14 protein-coding genes and 1 rRNA gene are annotated in these 15,803 nt (G+C 39.9%); 7 read left to right on the top strand and 8 right to left on the bottom strand.

Going from position 1 to position 15,803, the window contains the following annotated elements; genetic code table 11:
• Positions 1-152 precede the first annotated feature (152 nt).
• Both pta and IGI44_RS05745 read right to left on the bottom strand, forming a co-directional pair.
• The gene (gene pta, locus IGI44_RS05750; protein ID WP_438786841.1) at positions 153-1,133 is read right to left on the bottom strand and encodes a phosphate acetyltransferase; all 981 of its coding nucleotides are present in this window, start codon (positions 1,131-1,133) and stop codon (positions 153-155) included.
• 157 nt (positions 1,134-1,290) lie between these two features.
• Entirely contained in the window at positions 1,291-1,971 is a 681-nt protein-coding gene (locus tag IGI44_RS05745; protein WP_438786840.1) for a uracil-DNA glycosylase, read from the bottom strand.
• 181 nt (positions 1,972-2,152) lie between these two features.
• On the opposite strand from IGI44_RS05745, the gene IGI44_RS05740 reads away from it, so the two are divergent.
• Both IGI44_RS05740 and IGI44_RS05735 read left to right on the top strand, forming a co-directional pair.
• On the top strand, positions 2,153-3,016 hold the full coding sequence (locus tag IGI44_RS05740) for a Cof-type HAD-IIB family hydrolase (RefSeq protein ID WP_438786839.1): 864 nt from the start codon (positions 2,153-2,155) through the stop codon (positions 3,014-3,016).
• A gap of 24 nt (positions 3,017-3,040) precedes the next feature.
• Complete coding sequence (locus tag IGI44_RS05735) at positions 3,041-3,562, top strand: LURP-one-related/scramblase family protein (protein ID WP_438786838.1); 522 nt, start codon at positions 3,041-3,043, stop codon at positions 3,560-3,562.
• Positions 3,563-3,641: 79 nt separating this feature from the next.
• Here the strand turns inward: IGI44_RS05735 and IGI44_RS05730 are convergent, their stop codons facing one another.
• Positions 3,642-4,232 carry a GNAT family N-acetyltransferase gene (locus tag IGI44_RS05730; RefSeq protein WP_438786837.1) on the bottom strand — a complete coding sequence of 197 codons (591 nt, stop codon included), beginning with the start codon at positions 4,230-4,232 and terminating at the stop codon, positions 3,642-3,644.
• A 145-nt stretch (positions 4,233-4,377) separates the two neighbouring features.
• On the opposite strand from IGI44_RS05730, the gene IGI44_RS05725 reads away from it, so the two are divergent.
• Entirely contained in the window at positions 4,378-5,445 is a 1,068-nt protein-coding gene (locus IGI44_RS05725; protein ID WP_438786836.1) for an endonuclease/exonuclease/phosphatase family protein, read from the top strand.
• A 389-nt stretch (positions 5,446-5,834) separates the two neighbouring features.
• A complete protein-coding gene (locus tag IGI44_RS05720; protein WP_438786835.1) occupies positions 5,835-6,722 on the top strand; it encodes a GNAT family N-acetyltransferase in 888 nt (295 codons plus the stop codon).
• Positions 6,723-6,776: 54 nt separating this feature from the next.
• Here IGI44_RS05720 and IGI44_RS05715 read toward each other — a convergent pair whose 3' ends face one another.
• Entirely contained in the window at positions 6,777-9,194 is a 2,418-nt protein-coding gene (locus IGI44_RS05715; RefSeq protein ID WP_438786834.1) for a hydroxymethylglutaryl-CoA reductase, degradative, read from the bottom strand.
• Positions 9,195-9,331: 137 nt separating this feature from the next.
• Here IGI44_RS05715 and IGI44_RS05710 point away from each other — a divergent pair, with 137 nt between their 5' ends.
• The 3 genes from IGI44_RS05710 to IGI44_RS05700 all read left to right on the top strand — a co-directional run bounded on the left by IGI44_RS05710 (position 9,332) and on the right by IGI44_RS05700 (position 12,409).
• Entirely contained in the window at positions 9,332-10,483 is a 1,152-nt protein-coding gene (locus tag IGI44_RS05710) for a hydroxymethylglutaryl-CoA synthase (protein ID WP_438786833.1), read from the top strand.
• Between the two features lie 483 nt (positions 10,484-10,966).
• Positions 10,967-11,416: a class Ib ribonucleoside-diphosphate reductase assembly flavoprotein NrdI gene (gene nrdI, locus IGI44_RS05705; protein WP_438786832.1), complete on the top strand. Its 450-nt coding sequence runs from the start codon at positions 10,967-10,969 to the stop codon at positions 11,414-11,416.
• Positions 11,417-11,503: 87 nt separating this feature from the next.
• Positions 11,504-12,409, top strand: coding sequence for a lactate/malate family dehydrogenase (locus IGI44_RS05700; RefSeq protein WP_438786831.1), 906 nt, complete (start codon positions 11,504-11,506; stop codon positions 12,407-12,409).
• Between the two features lie 28 nt (positions 12,410-12,437).
• Here IGI44_RS05700 and IGI44_RS05695 read toward each other — a convergent pair whose 3' ends face one another.
• The 4 genes from IGI44_RS05695 to rrf form a co-directional block, all read right to left on the bottom strand.
• The gene (locus IGI44_RS05695) at positions 12,438-12,998 is read right to left on the bottom strand and encodes a histidine phosphatase family protein (protein WP_438786830.1); all 561 of its coding nucleotides are present in this window, start codon (positions 12,996-12,998) and stop codon (positions 12,438-12,440) included.
• A 153-nt stretch (positions 12,999-13,151) separates the two neighbouring features.
• Positions 13,152-14,138, bottom strand: a complete 987-nt coding sequence (locus IGI44_RS05690) for an RnfABCDGE type electron transport complex subunit D (protein ID WP_438786829.1) — start codon at positions 14,136-14,138, stop codon at positions 13,152-13,154.
• 2 nt (positions 14,139-14,140) lie between these two features.
• Entirely contained in the window at positions 14,141-15,454 is a 1,314-nt protein-coding gene (gene rsxC, locus IGI44_RS05685) for an electron transport complex subunit RsxC (RefSeq protein ID WP_438786828.1), read from the bottom strand.
• A 183-nt stretch (positions 15,455-15,637) separates the two neighbouring features.
• Positions 15,638-15,753 (bottom strand): 5S ribosomal RNA (rrf, locus tag IGI44_RS05680).
• Between the last annotated feature and the right edge of the window lie 50 nt (positions 15,754-15,803).

Below are 15,803 nucleotides of genomic sequence, written 5' to 3'. Positions count from 1 at the left end.
TCGAGCAACCTTGGGAATTGAACTATAGAGTTGAACTTAAGTGTCTAGCTCAGGGAATTTTCCCACACAGATTTGAAACAAACCAAAAAAAGCAAGAACCCGTCTTATGAACGAGTTCTTGCTTTGGTTAATTGCTTTTCATAGAGAATTTCTTAGCTCATTAATGATTGAGCTGCTGTAATGATAGAAAGTTTGTATACATCCTCTTCATTTGAGCCACGAGAAAGATCGGAAATCGGTTTGTTCAATCCTTGTAAAATAGGACCGATCGCCTCAAACCCGCCAAATCGTTGAGCAATTTTGTAGCCGATATTACCTGATTGTAGTTCAGGGAAAACAAAGACAGTTGCTTGTCCTGCTACTTCTGAGTCTGGCGCCTTCAATTGAGCGACACCAGGAATATACGCTGCATCAAATTGTAATTCACCATCAATCAAAAAGTCTGGTGCCAATTCTTGAGCAATCTTCGTTGCTTCTGCAACTTTTTCAACTTCCGGAGATTTAGCTGATCCTTTTGTTGAGAAGCTCATCATCGCAACTTTAGGTTTGATATCAAATAATTCCGCAGTTTTAGCTGATTCTACAGCAATTTCAGCCAATTCTTGAGCCGTTGGATTTACATTAATGGCACAATCGGAGAATAAGTATTTCTCTTGATCACGCCCACGAACCATCAAGAAAGCACCACTTGTACGACTAACGCCAGGTTTTGTTTTAATGATTTGTAAAGCTGGACGAACGGTGTCACCTGTTGAATGGATTGCTCCCGAAACCATTCCGTCAGTAATTCCCATATAAGTCAACATTGTACCAAAGTAGTTTTCATCTTTAAGAATCTTTTCAGCGTCCTCTTTGCTGGCTTTTCCTTTACGACGTTGAACAAACGCTTCAACCATTTCATCCCAACGATCGAAATGATCAGGATCAATGATGGTAAAGTTCTCTAAAGCGATTCCACGAGCGCCCGCTGCTTTCTCGATCTCTGCTAGATTCCCAATTAAAACTGGTTCAATTAATTCCTCTGCCTTTAGACGAGATGCAGCGCCAAGAATACGTGCGTCCGTTGCTTCAGGAAATGCCACTTTAATGTTGCGACGAATAATCTTAAATTTCAAACTATCAAATAGATCCACGATAAAACCTCCAGATATTTATTTCCTATCTATCATACAATACTTCACAAGAAAAGAAAAGGACAGAATAAAACCTCTGTACTACTAATTAAAATCAAGTAAATATGAATTAAGAGGTTTTTCACAAACTGTCTCTATAACAGAAACCGTTGTCATACTACACTGTTTCAGGAAGTTGCCAATCAATTGGTTCCTCCCCCCACTCTGTCAAAATTTGATTGGTTTTCGAGAACGGTTTTGAGCCAAAGAATCCTCGATGTGCAGATAAAGGCGACGGGTGAACAGATTTTATGATCGCGTGCTTATTCGTGTCGATCATTTTGATCTTTTCTTGTGCTGGTTTCCCCCACAAGATAAAGACGATTGGCTTTTCCCGTTCGTTTAAACGTTCGATAATCGCATCTGTAAGTTGCTCCCACCCTTGTCCGCGATGGGAGTAGGCTTGTCCCTCACGAACTGTCAGAACGGTATTAAGCATTAGTACTCCTTGTTTTGCCCAGCTAACCAGATTGCCATGCTGAACGGGGGGAATCCCTAAATCATTCTGCAATTCCTGATAAATATTTCGTAGGGAAGGCGGAATCTTTACCCCCGGTTGTACTGAAAAAGATAAGCCATGTGCCTGATTGATTCCATGGTAGGGATCTTGCCCTAAGATGACTACTTTCACTTGGTCATATGGTGTTAATTCCAAGGCTTCATAGATATGGTACATGTCTGGATGAATTTTTTGTGTACTATATTCCTGTTTTAAAAACTCCCGCAATTTCAGATAATAGGGTGCCTGAAATTGATCGGCTAATACTGTTTGCCAATTGTTATGAATGATTTCTTTCATGCTATACACTCCCACTTGATTTCGTATTACTCTCTCTATTTTACAAAAAACTCACTAAAAAATTTGAATGAAGGCCCCTACTACTCAAATAATTCTTTTTAAAGAATTCTGTCAACATGGTTATCCCCTTTGGGATTATGGTACACTATCGATGTATGATAGGAAAGCTAGGTGAATAATTTTGATAAAACTCATTGCCTCTGATATGGACGGTACACTGTTAAACGATCAAATGCAAGTCCCGACAGCAAATATCGAAGCCATTCAGAAAGCTCAAGCACAAGGAATTGAATTTATTACAGCAACCGGACGTGGAATGAGTCATGCTAAAATCTCACTAGATGAGGCGAACATTCACGTACCGATGATTTTATTAAACGGTGCCCATGTCGTAAATGCCAAACGAGAAACTATTTTCACGATTCCAATTGGTAAAGAAAAAACAATTGAAGTGATGGATGCCATCGAGAAGGCAGGGCTCTATTATGAGATTTTTACCGCTGATCATGTGTATTCCTCTAATCAGCCAATGCGGATCGAATTTTTCTCAGAGCACATTATTGATAAAATGCCGGGGATTTCTAAGAAAATGGCGATAGCAGCATCTTCTCGACATCTATCCCTTACACCGATCACTTTTGTAAAAGATATTCGACAAACACTGATCGATAAAGATGAGGACGTTCTAAAAATTATTGCTTTTGATAAAAATGGGCCTGAAAAGCTTAAAGTGGTGACCGGAGAGTTAGAAAAAATTGGTGACTTAGCCATTGCAGCCTCTGAATTGACAAACATCGAGATCAATCACGTTAATGCTCAAAAAGGAATCGCCTTGAAGCAATTTGCAGAAGAACGCGGATTTTCTGCCGATCAGGTGATGGCTCTTGGTGATAACTTTAATGATGTCAGTATGTTGACATATGCTGGTACGAGTGTTGCGATGGGAAATGCGGCAGAGGCTATTAAGAAAATTGCTAAATATGTCACTGACACAAATGAAGAAAACGGAGTAGCAACGGCAATCGATCGAATCCTTTCTGAATAATAAAAATCAAAAGGTGTGAGCATCATGACTGAATTTTTTATTCAAGAAAAACAACTAAGTTCCACAACACGAACGATCGTCAAAGACAACAAAGGTGTTCCACTCTATTTAATGGTAGGACATTGGGGGCGTAAAGGAAATGTACTTTCACTCTATGCAATGGACGGTCAGATCGTAGCATACATCAAACAGGCCAGCGTGATTTTTGGCCGTAAGTTTGAGATTTATTGTGACCATACAAAAGTTGGTGTGCTTCACAAAATCTTCCATTGGCCTGGAGATTTTTATTACATACAGCAGCTTCATTGGGCCGTCTATGGCGATATTTATAACCATAAATATAAAATTAATCATTTCAATCAGTCGATTATGACGATGGACAAGGCCACCCTATTGACCGGTGATTACTATGTTTTAGATGTCACAGATCCGGCCGATGCTCCAGTCTGTATTTGTGTGGCAGCAATCATGGACTATTGGTTGTATAATCGTAATAGAACTAAAGAACCAGAAACTGTTTTAGAAGTAACCTTCTCTCAAAACTAACATAACGGCTAATACGTTTACTTCACATAGTAAATGTATTAGCCGTTTTTTTTAATAATCAAAACTTCAACTATACTTGTTAATGACGCTTGATGCGATCAAACCCTTTGACCTCCCGCTGCATATGATCATACAAATGACCGCTGATCATCAATTCACCAACATCCTTAAAACCAGCTCGTAAATATAAGCGTTTAGCGTTCGGATTCCCTTTATCGACATTCAGACCAATAACCTTTTCCCCTTCATGCGTTGCCAATCGGTCTACTGCCGTTAATAATTTTGACCCAATCCCCTGTCCGCGGAATTTTTCATCCACCGCGATTGAATCTAAATACCATTCATTGGGAAAAGCTTCAGGATCGACAAACATTTTCACCTCATCTGAAATCCCTTGTGAACGCAAATAATTTTCTAGTGGACGATCAATGATCTCTTCTTTATTTGCAGGGTAACCAAAAACAGCCCCCGCAATCTCGCCATCAATTTCATCGACTAAACCTCGAGCGTAACCAAAACGATAGGTCGGATCTTCAAAACAAGCGGCAATAACTTCCAATGCCTTCTCCTCACCGAATTGATCTAGAAATTCCAGTTCCATGTCTTTTAAAATAACTAATATTAATTTTGCTACTGCTTTACCATCTTCTTTTTTGGCAAATCGAATCATTTTAAAACCTCTCTTTTAATAACGTCTATTTTCATTATTCTAGTGTACCACGAGAACATTTTTTTCGGAAGCTAGGAACTTTGCAAATGGTTATTAACTTGCTATATGCTATGATATTTTTGAAGAAAAAACTAGGAGGAGCTTCATGAAAAAAATAATAAAGATTTTTTTAGGGATTGTTGTAGCAATTATTGTAGTTTTAGGCGGTTATTTGATTTACCTCTTCGCAAGCTATGACCGTCTACCTGACAACCAGACGTTAAACCCGGATAATCATCATAACCAAACGCTAGAAATCAATAAAACGTATCGCGCTATGACTCATAATATTGGTTACGGTGCCTATCCTCCAAGCTATAGTTTCTTTATGGATGGCGGAAAATATTCACGCGCTTATGATAAAAAGACCGTTAACGAAAATATGCGGGGAATTGTTGAAACAACGAAGGAATTGAGTCCAACTTTTGCCTTCTACCAAGAAGTCGATCAAGATGGTGATCGTTCCCAACATGTAGATGAGGTCGCATTTCTGAGACAACAGCTACCTGACTATAATAGTCTGTATGGACAAAATTATGATTCTTCTTACTTATTTTATCCCTTTACAGACCCCATTGGTCAAGCAAAATCCGGACTGGTTACGATGAGCCAAGCCAAGATAACCAGCAGTAAACGTTATTCTTTACCTATTGAAACGAACTTCAACAAATTTTTTGATTTAGATCGTGCTTTTACAGTTAGCCGAATTCCCGTCAAAGGTGGGAAAGAGTTTATTGCGATCAATACACATTTATCCGCCTTTACCAAGGATCGTTCTATCCAAGCAGCTCAGCTGAAAAAGATTTTTGACGTCATGGAAAGCGAGTATAAAAAGGAAAACTATGTGATGGTTGCTGGGGATTATAATCACGATGTTTTGGGAAACAGTCCTGAAGTTTTTGGAACAAGTAAAAAACGGGAAACATGGACACATCCATTTCCGAAGGAAGAATTGCCAGAGGGTTTTCACCTGCCTACTGGACAGCTGGCAGAAGAGAAAAAGCCATCCGCTCGGGCATTGAATGAACCTTATAAAAAAGGACAGACCTACACAACTTTAATTGATGGATTTCTTATTTCAGATAATATCAATGTCAAAGCGGTTCACATCAAAGATATGCAATTTAAATATTCTGATCATAATCCCGTATATTTGGATTTCAATTTTAAATAAAATAGCTGTATCTTTTAAAGGATTCATTTTTCTCGAATGATCGGTCCAGTCAAAAATTGAACATGCATAAAAAGCAAAACCTCTGATGAAGAAGGTTTTGCCTTTTTTACTTTTTAAAATTCAGTTAGGTTTAGGGCTATTTGCGTTTATTCATTCTCCTTGATAAAATGAAATAAAATCACAGAAAAGGACTTATTTCAATGTGGAAGTTCACCTTCAATATACGCACCATTACTCTACTCCAAACAAGAAAACTACTATAAGATGAAACATTGTTTGGAGAAGCTATAGGAGTTGTTTCATCGCCCTATTTTAAGCGCGGATTTATACACGTTTATTTGTTGTGGCTTGAAACCTCTTTTTATAGATAAAAATTGGAGGAAAATAGAATGATGACAATTAAACAAGTTGAACGAAAGAATAAAAACGAATTAGATACACTGATGTCCATTTGGGAATCAGCGGTTACAGCTACCCACACCTTCTTAACAAAGAATGATATTGAAGCCTTAAAGCCTGAGGTAAAAAAAGCGTTGCAGCTAATTGATCAGCTTTACGGTTATTACGATCCTGAGCTATTAGGATTTATTGGGGTTCAACAAGATAAGGTTGAAATGCTTTTCGTTGCAAATCAAGCTCGAGGAAAAAGGATTGGAAAAAAATTACTGCAATTTGCGCTTGATTCGCTAAACATCCACTACGTAGATGTGAATGAACAGAATCAGCAGGCCTTTGGTTTTTATCGGCATATGGGGTTCCATGTGATCGGACGATCTGAGCTAGATGAACAAGGGAATCATTTCCCCATTTTACATTTAAAAAAAATGCAGATTGAAGAAGTCGTTACAGATAAGAAAAACTATTTAGACTTGCTGCTTTTAGCTGATCCGCAGGAAGACATGATTGATCGTTACCTTGATGACGGTCGCATGTTTGTATTATTTGATGATGACTTGAAGTGCGTGGCCGTTGTCACAGAGTTGAATGAACAGGAATGTGAGCTGAAAAACATAGCGACTGTCCCCGCTGTACATGGACAAGGCTATGGCAGAGCAATGATCCAGTTTTTATTCCATGAATTTCTAGGTCATTATCAAACGATGTATGTCGGAACTGGTGATGAGCCTGGAATATTGGAATTTTATAAAAAAAGCGGATTCCGCGAATCGCATCGCGTGAAGAATTTTTTCACCGATAATTACCACGAACCAATCATTGATCAAGGAGTTCGATTGGTTGATATGGTTTATCTGCGGGCAGATCTCAATAACGAATAACATAAAAAAAGTGATAAGATCAACTTCATGATCTTATCACTTTTCTTTATGAACTTATGCTTGTCGCAGCTGTTTGATAATTGTCTCAGCTGTCGCAAGATTCATTTGTTTTGCTCGACGCAATTGACTAGAAACTTGAGCTATCTCTTTCTCGGTTGCACCAGCAGTAATCGCTAACGAACGACTTTGCATCGCCATATGCCCTTTTTGTATCCCGTCCGTCACTAACGCCCGCACTGCCGCCAGATTTTGAGCCAATCCGACAGCCACAATCATTTCACCTAGTTCTGCTGCACTTGACACCTCTAATAATTTTAGACTCAACTGAGCTTTTGGTAAAACTTTTGTTGCTCCGCCAACGACGCCAACTTTCATTGGTAATGTTAATTTCCCAATAAGTTTATCTCCTTGAATCACCCACTCAGTTAACCCTTCATAACGTCCATTTCTTGCTGCATAAGCATGACAAGCCGCTGCCACAGCACGTGTATCATTGCCAGTTGCTAATACTACCGCATCAATACCATTCATGATTCCTTTATTATGAGTCGCTGCACGGTAAGGATCCAATTTACTAAATTCACTCGCCGCCGCGATTTTTTCTGCGATTTCCGTTGTCACTTGTGTGAGCGGAATCTCACATCGCGCTTCGATCAACGATTCAGTCGCGTAGTTACTTAAAATACTAAATAAGACTTCTGCTTCAGGTATTAAGTGTCTTAATTCTTGAGCCACAGCTTCTAGCATCGTATTCAAGATATTCGCACCCATCGCATCTTTTGTATCAACAACTAAATCAACGGAAACATACCCCTCTTCAAAAGTGCGGGTATCTATCGATTTTAATCCGCCTCCACGCTGATAGATCGAGGGATAGCTTTTTTCTGCTATCATGAAGAGCGTTTTTTTATGCTCACTAATTGTTTGAGTAACTGTTTTAAAATCAGTGACTTTACGTAAAACGATTTGGCCAGTCATCCCTTGGTTGATCACGTGCGTGTGAATACCACCAGCTTTTGCAATAATCTTTCCTGCGTTACTAGCTGCCGCAATCACGGAGGGCTCTTCGGTCGCCATCGGAATTAGTTTTTTTTTACCATTAATCACGAAATTCTGTGCAACACCTAAAGGAATTGAGCATTCACTGATTTGATTTTCGATCAGATTATTCGCGATTTTTTCAGGTAACACCGTTTCGTTCGCTAACTGAGCAGCTTCTTTAGCTGATAACTTTTTTTCTTTCACCAGCTTAGCTAAGCGTTCGGCTTGAGTCATCTGATAAAACTTTTTTTTTGCGATTTCTTGATCCTCAGCTTTCGTAATCATCAAAGCTAGCCCTAGACCACCACCGATACAAAGACTTGCTACCCCACGCTGCTTCTCCTCTTGAATCAATTCTGAAATTAAGGTCGTAACAATTCGCGTGCCGCTAGCCCCGATTGGATGTCCCAACGCAATCGCTCCGCCATAATTATTAATCTTTTGATCAGGCAGTTCCAATCCTTTTTGTACCGCTACGGAAGCCGCTGCGAATGCTTCATTGATCTGAAATGCATCAATTTCATCAATGGTACGATTCACTTTCACTAATAATTTATTAATAGCAGAAACAGGCGCCATCCCCATAATACTTGGATCAATACCCACTTCGCTATAATCGTTAATAACTGCTAAGTAGGCCAAGCCATGTTCAATCGCATAGGCTTTTGAGGCCAAAACAATCGCCGCTGCTCCATCATTTAAGGTGGAAGCATTTGCCGCAGTCACTACCCCATCTTCCTTAAAGGCAGGCTTTAAGGAACTGATTTTTTCTAAGGTTGAATCAAAACGAATGCCTTCATCTTCCCAAAGAGTACTGCCATCAGAAAGTGCCACTGGAACAATTTCTGATTCAAACTTGCCATCTTTACTAGCCTTCGCTGCCTTCATTTGTGATTCGTAGGCGTATTGGTCTTGCATTTCACGAGTGATTTGATAGACTTCAGCGACCTTTTCGGCCGTCAATCCCATGTGCTTACCGCTAAAAGCATCAGTTAGACCATCGTAAATCATACTTGATTTTGGTTCCTGCCATTCCTGTGTCGCATAATCAAAGCTTGTCACCTTTGGTGCTTGCGACATATTTTCTGTCCCGCCTGCAACAACAACACTTGCCTCGCCCAACAAAATCTGCTGCATGCCAAAGATGATTGATTTCATACCAGAACCACAGACTTCGTTAATTGTGGTTGCAGGAACCTCATATGGAATCCCTGCTTTGACTGCGGATTGACGAGCGACATTTTGTCCATTGCCCGCCTGCAACACATTTCCCATGAATACTTGCTCAACTTGGTCTGTTTCGATCTTCGCCCGATTGATTGCCTCTTTTACCGCAATAGCTCCAAGATCAACTGCTGAAACGGCTGCTAATTTGCCTTTATATCTGCCAATTGGTGTTCGTACAGCGCTCAAAATAACTATTTCTTCCAAGGGTGCACCTCCAATAATGTCTTTAAAAATCAGATGTAAGTATAGCACAGATAGTTTTATAATTTCTTAAGATTCAAACACAACTAATTATGACCTTTCTATGATATATTTACCTTTGGAAGAAAAGGAGGAGCAATATGAATATAGGGATTGATAAAATCAGTTTTCACGTACCAAATTATTATCTTGATATGACAGACTTAGCAAATGCCCGTGAGACTGACCCCAACAAATTTCACATTGGTCTTGGACAAGATCAGATGGCAATTATTCCTGAGACACAAGACATCGTCACATTAGGGGCAAGTGCTGCTGCAAAAATTCTTACAGACGAAGACAAAAAGGACATCGACATGGTAATCGTCGGAACTGAATCGAGTACCGACTTCTCAAAATCTGCTGCCGTAATTATTCATGGTCTGTTAGATATTCAACCATTTGCTCGTTCATTTGAAATAAAACACGCTTGTTATGGGGGCACAGCTGCCTTGCAACAAGCGCACGATTATGTCGCGTTACATCCGGATCGCAAGGTTTTAGTGATCGCGGCTGATATCGCTAAATATGGTTTAGCTACTGGCGGAGAACCTACACAAGGTTGCGGGGCAGTTGCTATGCTGATCACCAAGGAACCAAGCTTATTAGCATTTAATAATGATAGTGTCTTCTACTCTGAAGACGTATATGACTTCTGGCGTCCTGCTGGACATGACTATCCATTAGTGGATGGACATATGTCTAATCAAGTTTATATTGATTCATTTACGCGTATTTGGGAGCAAAATAAGAAAGTCAATCAAACTGATAGTACTGACTATGCTGCACTGACTTTCCATCTACCTTATACAAAAATGGGACGTAAGGCTTTACGAGCTATCTTCCCAGAAATGCCTGAATCGGAACAGCAGCGGTTGGAAGCTCGTTACGATGAAGCGGTGGTCTATAGTCGTGCAGTAGGAAATCTTTATACAGGATCGTTATATCTTGGATTGATCTCTTTACTAGACAACGGCGAATTAGCCGCTGGAGATCGCATTGGTTTGTTCAGCTACGGATCGGGCGCAGTCAGCGAATTTTTCTCAATGACCTTGATGAACGATTACAAGAAGCATTTAACTAGCGAAGGAAACCGTGCATTGCTTGCCGATCGCAAACAGCTTTCAATCGAAGAATACGAAAAAATGTTTAATGAGAAATTACCGACTGACGGAGAAACTTATACGTTCTCTGATTCGACTGAGTTTGCTATCAATAAAATCAGTGGTGATATTCGTTATTACAATAAATAGAACGCGAAAAAGGGCTAGCTGGACAATCAGCTGGCCCTTTATTAGGCACAAAAATAATCTAGCAGGTCTCATGGCTAAGTGTTTGTTCTTCATTCCAAATTTCTGGAATATTTACACCCTTTTCTAGGTCTTAAACGTTTTCGTGGTTGAATTCTCGTTTAAGCCTCACCATTAAGTGGAGAAATGGTTCTACTGTCTACATTTCTCTTCCCCGCTAGATTAGAATAACTTGGTAAGGAGACTTCAAATCCCTACTTCCTTTCTGCCATTTCGGCATTCACTGTGAAATGAACACTGCTTCCATTCATTTCTGTTGTATCTTTTCACAACCTTAGGGACCTACCCCTTACACCTATATTTATACCATAATTTACGACTTTTTGCAAGCGGTTACACATCGTCTGATTCTCCATTTTCGTGTTATAATCTTTAAGTTGAGACTACTAATCGGAACAGATCCGAAAAACTTTGGAGGAATTATTTATGCATATTCTATATATATCTATTTCTGGAAACACACGGGCATTCGTCAAAAGATTAGAAGCTTATGCAAAGGAACAGCATCAGCTGAATTCAGAAAATCCCTTAATCACATCAAAGGAAATTTCAGAAAATAGTCCATTCGATATCGAAGCAGCTCCCTTCTTTACCTTTGTCCCTACTTACTTAGAAGGTGGAAATGGCGTTAATAGCGGAGATACTGAAATACTTACTGAAGTAATGCGAGAATATCTCGAATACGAGAACAACTACTTAAAATGTCTAGGGGTCGTGGGAAGCGGCAACAAAAACTTTAACTATCAATATTGCTTAACTGCAAAACAATACAGCGAAGTATTTGGCTTTCCTTTCTTAGCTGATTACGAGTTACGAGGAACAGCTGTAGACTGCGAACGCGTTTACCAAATTTTGAGAAAGACTTCGTCAAATTAATCATTTACTAATTCTTCTATTGACTTTTTCTCATGTTAAGGGCATTCTTTTTAAAATAGGAAATTCAATGAGAGAGGCGTGTTGCAATTGAGAAAAGTCGCAATTATTGGGGTAGGACATGTGGGAAGTACGACAGCCTACACCTTAATTTCAAAAAATATAGTGGATGAATTGGTTCTGTTTGATTCAAAGGATAATATTTTAAAAGCAGAGCTGAACGATCTGATGGATGGGCAAATGGAGCAAAACAATCAAGTGCGCTTGATTGGTCCAGATATCGCAGAACTTGTTGACACGGATGTCATTATTTTTGCGGCGGGAGATATCTCGATTTTTGAAGGAAATCCCGATCGATTTGCAGAATTAAATTTAACCAAGTCCATTGTAGCTGAATGGACACCCCTAATTAAAAAATCAGGATTCAAGGGGATCATATTGAATATCACAAATCCTTGCGATGTCATCACACAATACTTGCAAGAACTAACAGGGTTTCCACGTGAACGAGTTTTCGGTACAGGAACCTCGTTAGACACTGGGCGCATGAAGCATGCGGTTAGCAAAAGTTTGAAGGTGCATCCTTCAGCGATCGATGGGTATGTTATCGGAGAACACGGGGAAAGCCAATTTGTCGCTTGGTCCAGTGTTAGGATCGGTGGTATACCTATTACTGAGAGCTTAAATACTGAAAAGTTAAATGCTTTAGATAATGCCGCTCGTGATGGCGGCTGGGTCACCTTTAGAGGAAAAGGCTACACCTCTTATGGGATTGCAATCCAGGCTGTAAAGATTGTTGAGGCGATCCTAAACGATAATTATCTGGTGGTTCCCGTTAGCCATTATCACCCTGTGGAGGCTTGCTATGTTGGCTCTCCTGCAAAGGTATCGCGCGAGGGAATCAGTGAAAGTTTCCCATTGACCCTGACAGATACAGAGCAAAAAAAATGGCAGCATACGATTCAAACAATCCATTCAATGTATGAGACTATTTAAAAAAGGCTGGACGCAATTGTCCAGCCTTTTAAGCGCTCTGAATAATCGAAATAACTTTCTTCCAATCAAAACTGATCAATTTAGCATTAGGAGTACGATAGTCGAAGACCTTCTCATTTTCCAGTGGTTCAAAATAATTCTTGATGGCACGAATCACTGAATTGTGACAAATCAATAAATAGGTATTTTCTGTATCTCTTTCCAATTCTTCTAATAGTGGAACGATTCGCGCATAGACATCCATCAATGACTCCCCATTAGGGTAACGTACGGCGAATTGCGTGCGAAGTTTTAAGTAGCCTTCTTGCTCATCACTTGTTCCATCATAATCCCCATAATCCAACTCCACTAACCGTTCGTCCACACTCATCGGCAACTGATTCGTCTCACTTACAATCCGTGCTGTTTCATGTGCTCTTTCTAAGGGTGAATGAATGATCTTAGTAATGGGCGAATCAAGTTCAGCCACTTCTTTTGCCAGTAAAGCAGCCTGCTGATAGCCAACTGCTGATAATGCTATATCGCTTCGCCCCGAAATAATTCCCAGCTTATTCCATTCCGTTTCTCCGTGCCTTGCTACATAAAGCAAATAAAACAGTCCTCTCTACTATAAAAGTGAAAATCAAACCCATTGATCGGTTGATTCTCATACGATTTATATTTGATAAACTGGTCATAGCCAGTGACTTTACCACTTTATCATTTGAATGAAAGAACGTCTACTTTTTACTGAAAATAATTGCTATTTTTTCACTCCATATGGTCTTGGAATCATCCAATGATCAATCAACGGAACAAAGCAGTTCATAATTAATAAAATAAAAGTCATTCCTTCTGGCATCGAACTAAAAGTTCTCCAAGCCATCAATAAAATACCACAGCAAATACCATAAATAATTTCGCCTTTTGGTGTTGTAGGCGATGTACTGTAATCAGTCGCCATGAAAAAGGCTCCCAGCATCGTTGCTCCACCAAAAACATGAGCAAAAACGATGGTTGGATCACCGTTCCCTAAGATAAGCGCAATAATGACCACCGTTCCAATCATACAAAAGGGAATACGCCAAGTGATGACTTTTTTCAAAAGTAAAAATAAGCCTCCTAAAAGAAGAAGTATCGCCGTAGTTTCCGCATTTTTACCAGCAATCAAGCCTGTCAAACTATCAAGTAGTTGACCTGAGCTCAAACTTTCACCAGCTTTAGCATCCATCAATGGAGTCGCTGAAGAAACAACATCCAAGCCGCCTAGAGAGAAAAAGGGGTGTGGTTGTACATTCGCTGACATCTCCGTGACAAAAACCAGTCGTAAGACAGCACGCCCGGTTAGAGCCGGATTCAGCAAATTTCGTCCAATCCCACCAAAAAGTTCCTTGGCAAGAATAATCCCAATAGCTCCGCCTAACGCAGGGTACCATAAAGGAACACTAGCAGGTAAACTCATTGCTAGCAATACCCCTGTAACTGCTGCCGAATAATCCTTAGGCAATGTATTCTTACGAATTTTGAACCATAAAAATTCAGAAAACAAGCAAGTACCTATTGCGATCAGATAAAGAAGCAGCGAACGAAAACCAAAAAACACAATTGAGGCAACCACACTTGGCAAGAGTGCGAATAAAACAAGTTGCATGATCCGATCTGTCTTTTCGCGAAAAAGTAGATGGGGTGATGCTTCCATTAATGGGTAAAGGGGACTGCGAAGCTCTTCAAATGAACGATGCTTATCCATACTTATGCCTGCCTTTCTTTCATTACTTGCTGCCCAGCAACGATGTTTTCAGCTAAGTGACGGCGGGCTGGACAGATGTATGTACAACAACCGCAATTGATACAACTATCTGCATAAAGTTTTTCCATTCGCTCCCAATTTTCTTTCAAATAAGCTTTTTCCAGCTGATGAGGTAACAGATCGATTGGACAAACTTCAACACAGCGTGCACACATGATACAGGGACTTGGTGTACTGTCCTCATCGTGAGCTTCATTAATAACGATTAAGCCATTTGCTGATTTAGTTAAGGACGCGGCCATCGTATCAACTGTTTTCCCCATCATAAAACCGCCTGTAATAATTTTAGAAGGTTTTCCTTCAAACCCTTCACAAAAATCAATCATATCTTCAATTGATGTGCCAATAGGAAAATAGATATTTTTTTGCTTTTTAACATCCCCTACCACTGAACAGATACGATGGCTTAAAGGAATTCCAGGATCGATCGCTTCAAATACTGCAGCTGTTGTAGCCACATTAATAATTAAATAACCTAAATCCCGTGTTGAGCCTCCTGCGGGTACTTCTTTCCCCGTAATCGTTTTAAACAACATCTCAGTACTTCCTTGAGGATAAACTGATGGAACTTCAACTACCGAAAGTTGCGGGTTGTTCTGACACAACTTTCGCATGACCTCAATCGCTTCTTGCTTGTCATCTTCAATCGCTATAACGCCCTTTTTCGCCGCTACAGCTTTCAAAACTAATTCACAGCCCTTGAACAGCTTTTCCCCTTGAGTGACCATTAATGCAGCGTCAGCCATCAATAATGGTTCACACTCGGCTCCATTAAAGATGCACGTATGAATCTCTTCTTTGGGATTCAGCTTTACATGACTAGGGAAAGTTGCACCACCTAACCCAACGACTCCCGCAGCTTCGACACGTTCAACAATCATCTCAGAGGTTAAATCATCAATCGTCTCATGATGAATTTCACGTGGTTGCTCACGAAAATCATTTTCGATAACCACACAAGTTATTTCGTCCCCTTGACCTTGATCGATTGATCTGACTCCGATGATTTCTCCTGAAATACTCGCATGGACATTGGCACCTAATCCTTCACCCATTTTTGCAATAGGCTGTCCTAAAAAAACCTTCTCGCCTTCAGAAACAATCACTTCTGCTGGCTCACCAATATGTTGCTGAACCGGAATGTAAACCCTCTTAGGATGAATGCTCTCCACATTTTTATAATTATCAATTCCTCTCAAGTGCAAGGCTGGATCCTGATGTAAATCGATCCCGCCTTTGAATTCCTGTTTTTTCATCATATTCCTCCATTATTCTTCATAATTTAAGTATAACATGAACATTTTTTGACTGAAAATAATACCCTTTTATGTAGAAAAACAAAACAGATAATAAAAAAAGTTACCGTGAAATTTTACAATCTCACAGTAACTCTATTACTAATAAAAAAAAGAGCATCCACTACTTGGATGCTCTCAATCGCGCGGCGACGTCCTAATCTCACAAGGGGCAACCCCTCACTACAATCGGCGCTAAGAAGCTTAACTTCTGTGTTCGACATGGGAACAGGTGTATCCTTCTCGCTATCGCCACCACACTATGTTTTTTTGAGTAAACGTCGTTCACTCAAAACTGGATCAGAAACAA

It is taken from the genome of Enterococcus sp. DIV0756 (assembly GCF_051710745.1).
Lineage (GTDB): Bacteria > Bacillota > Bacilli > Lactobacillales > Enterococcaceae > Enterococcus_A.
This window is presented reverse-complemented; position numbering and strand designations above follow the sequence as displayed.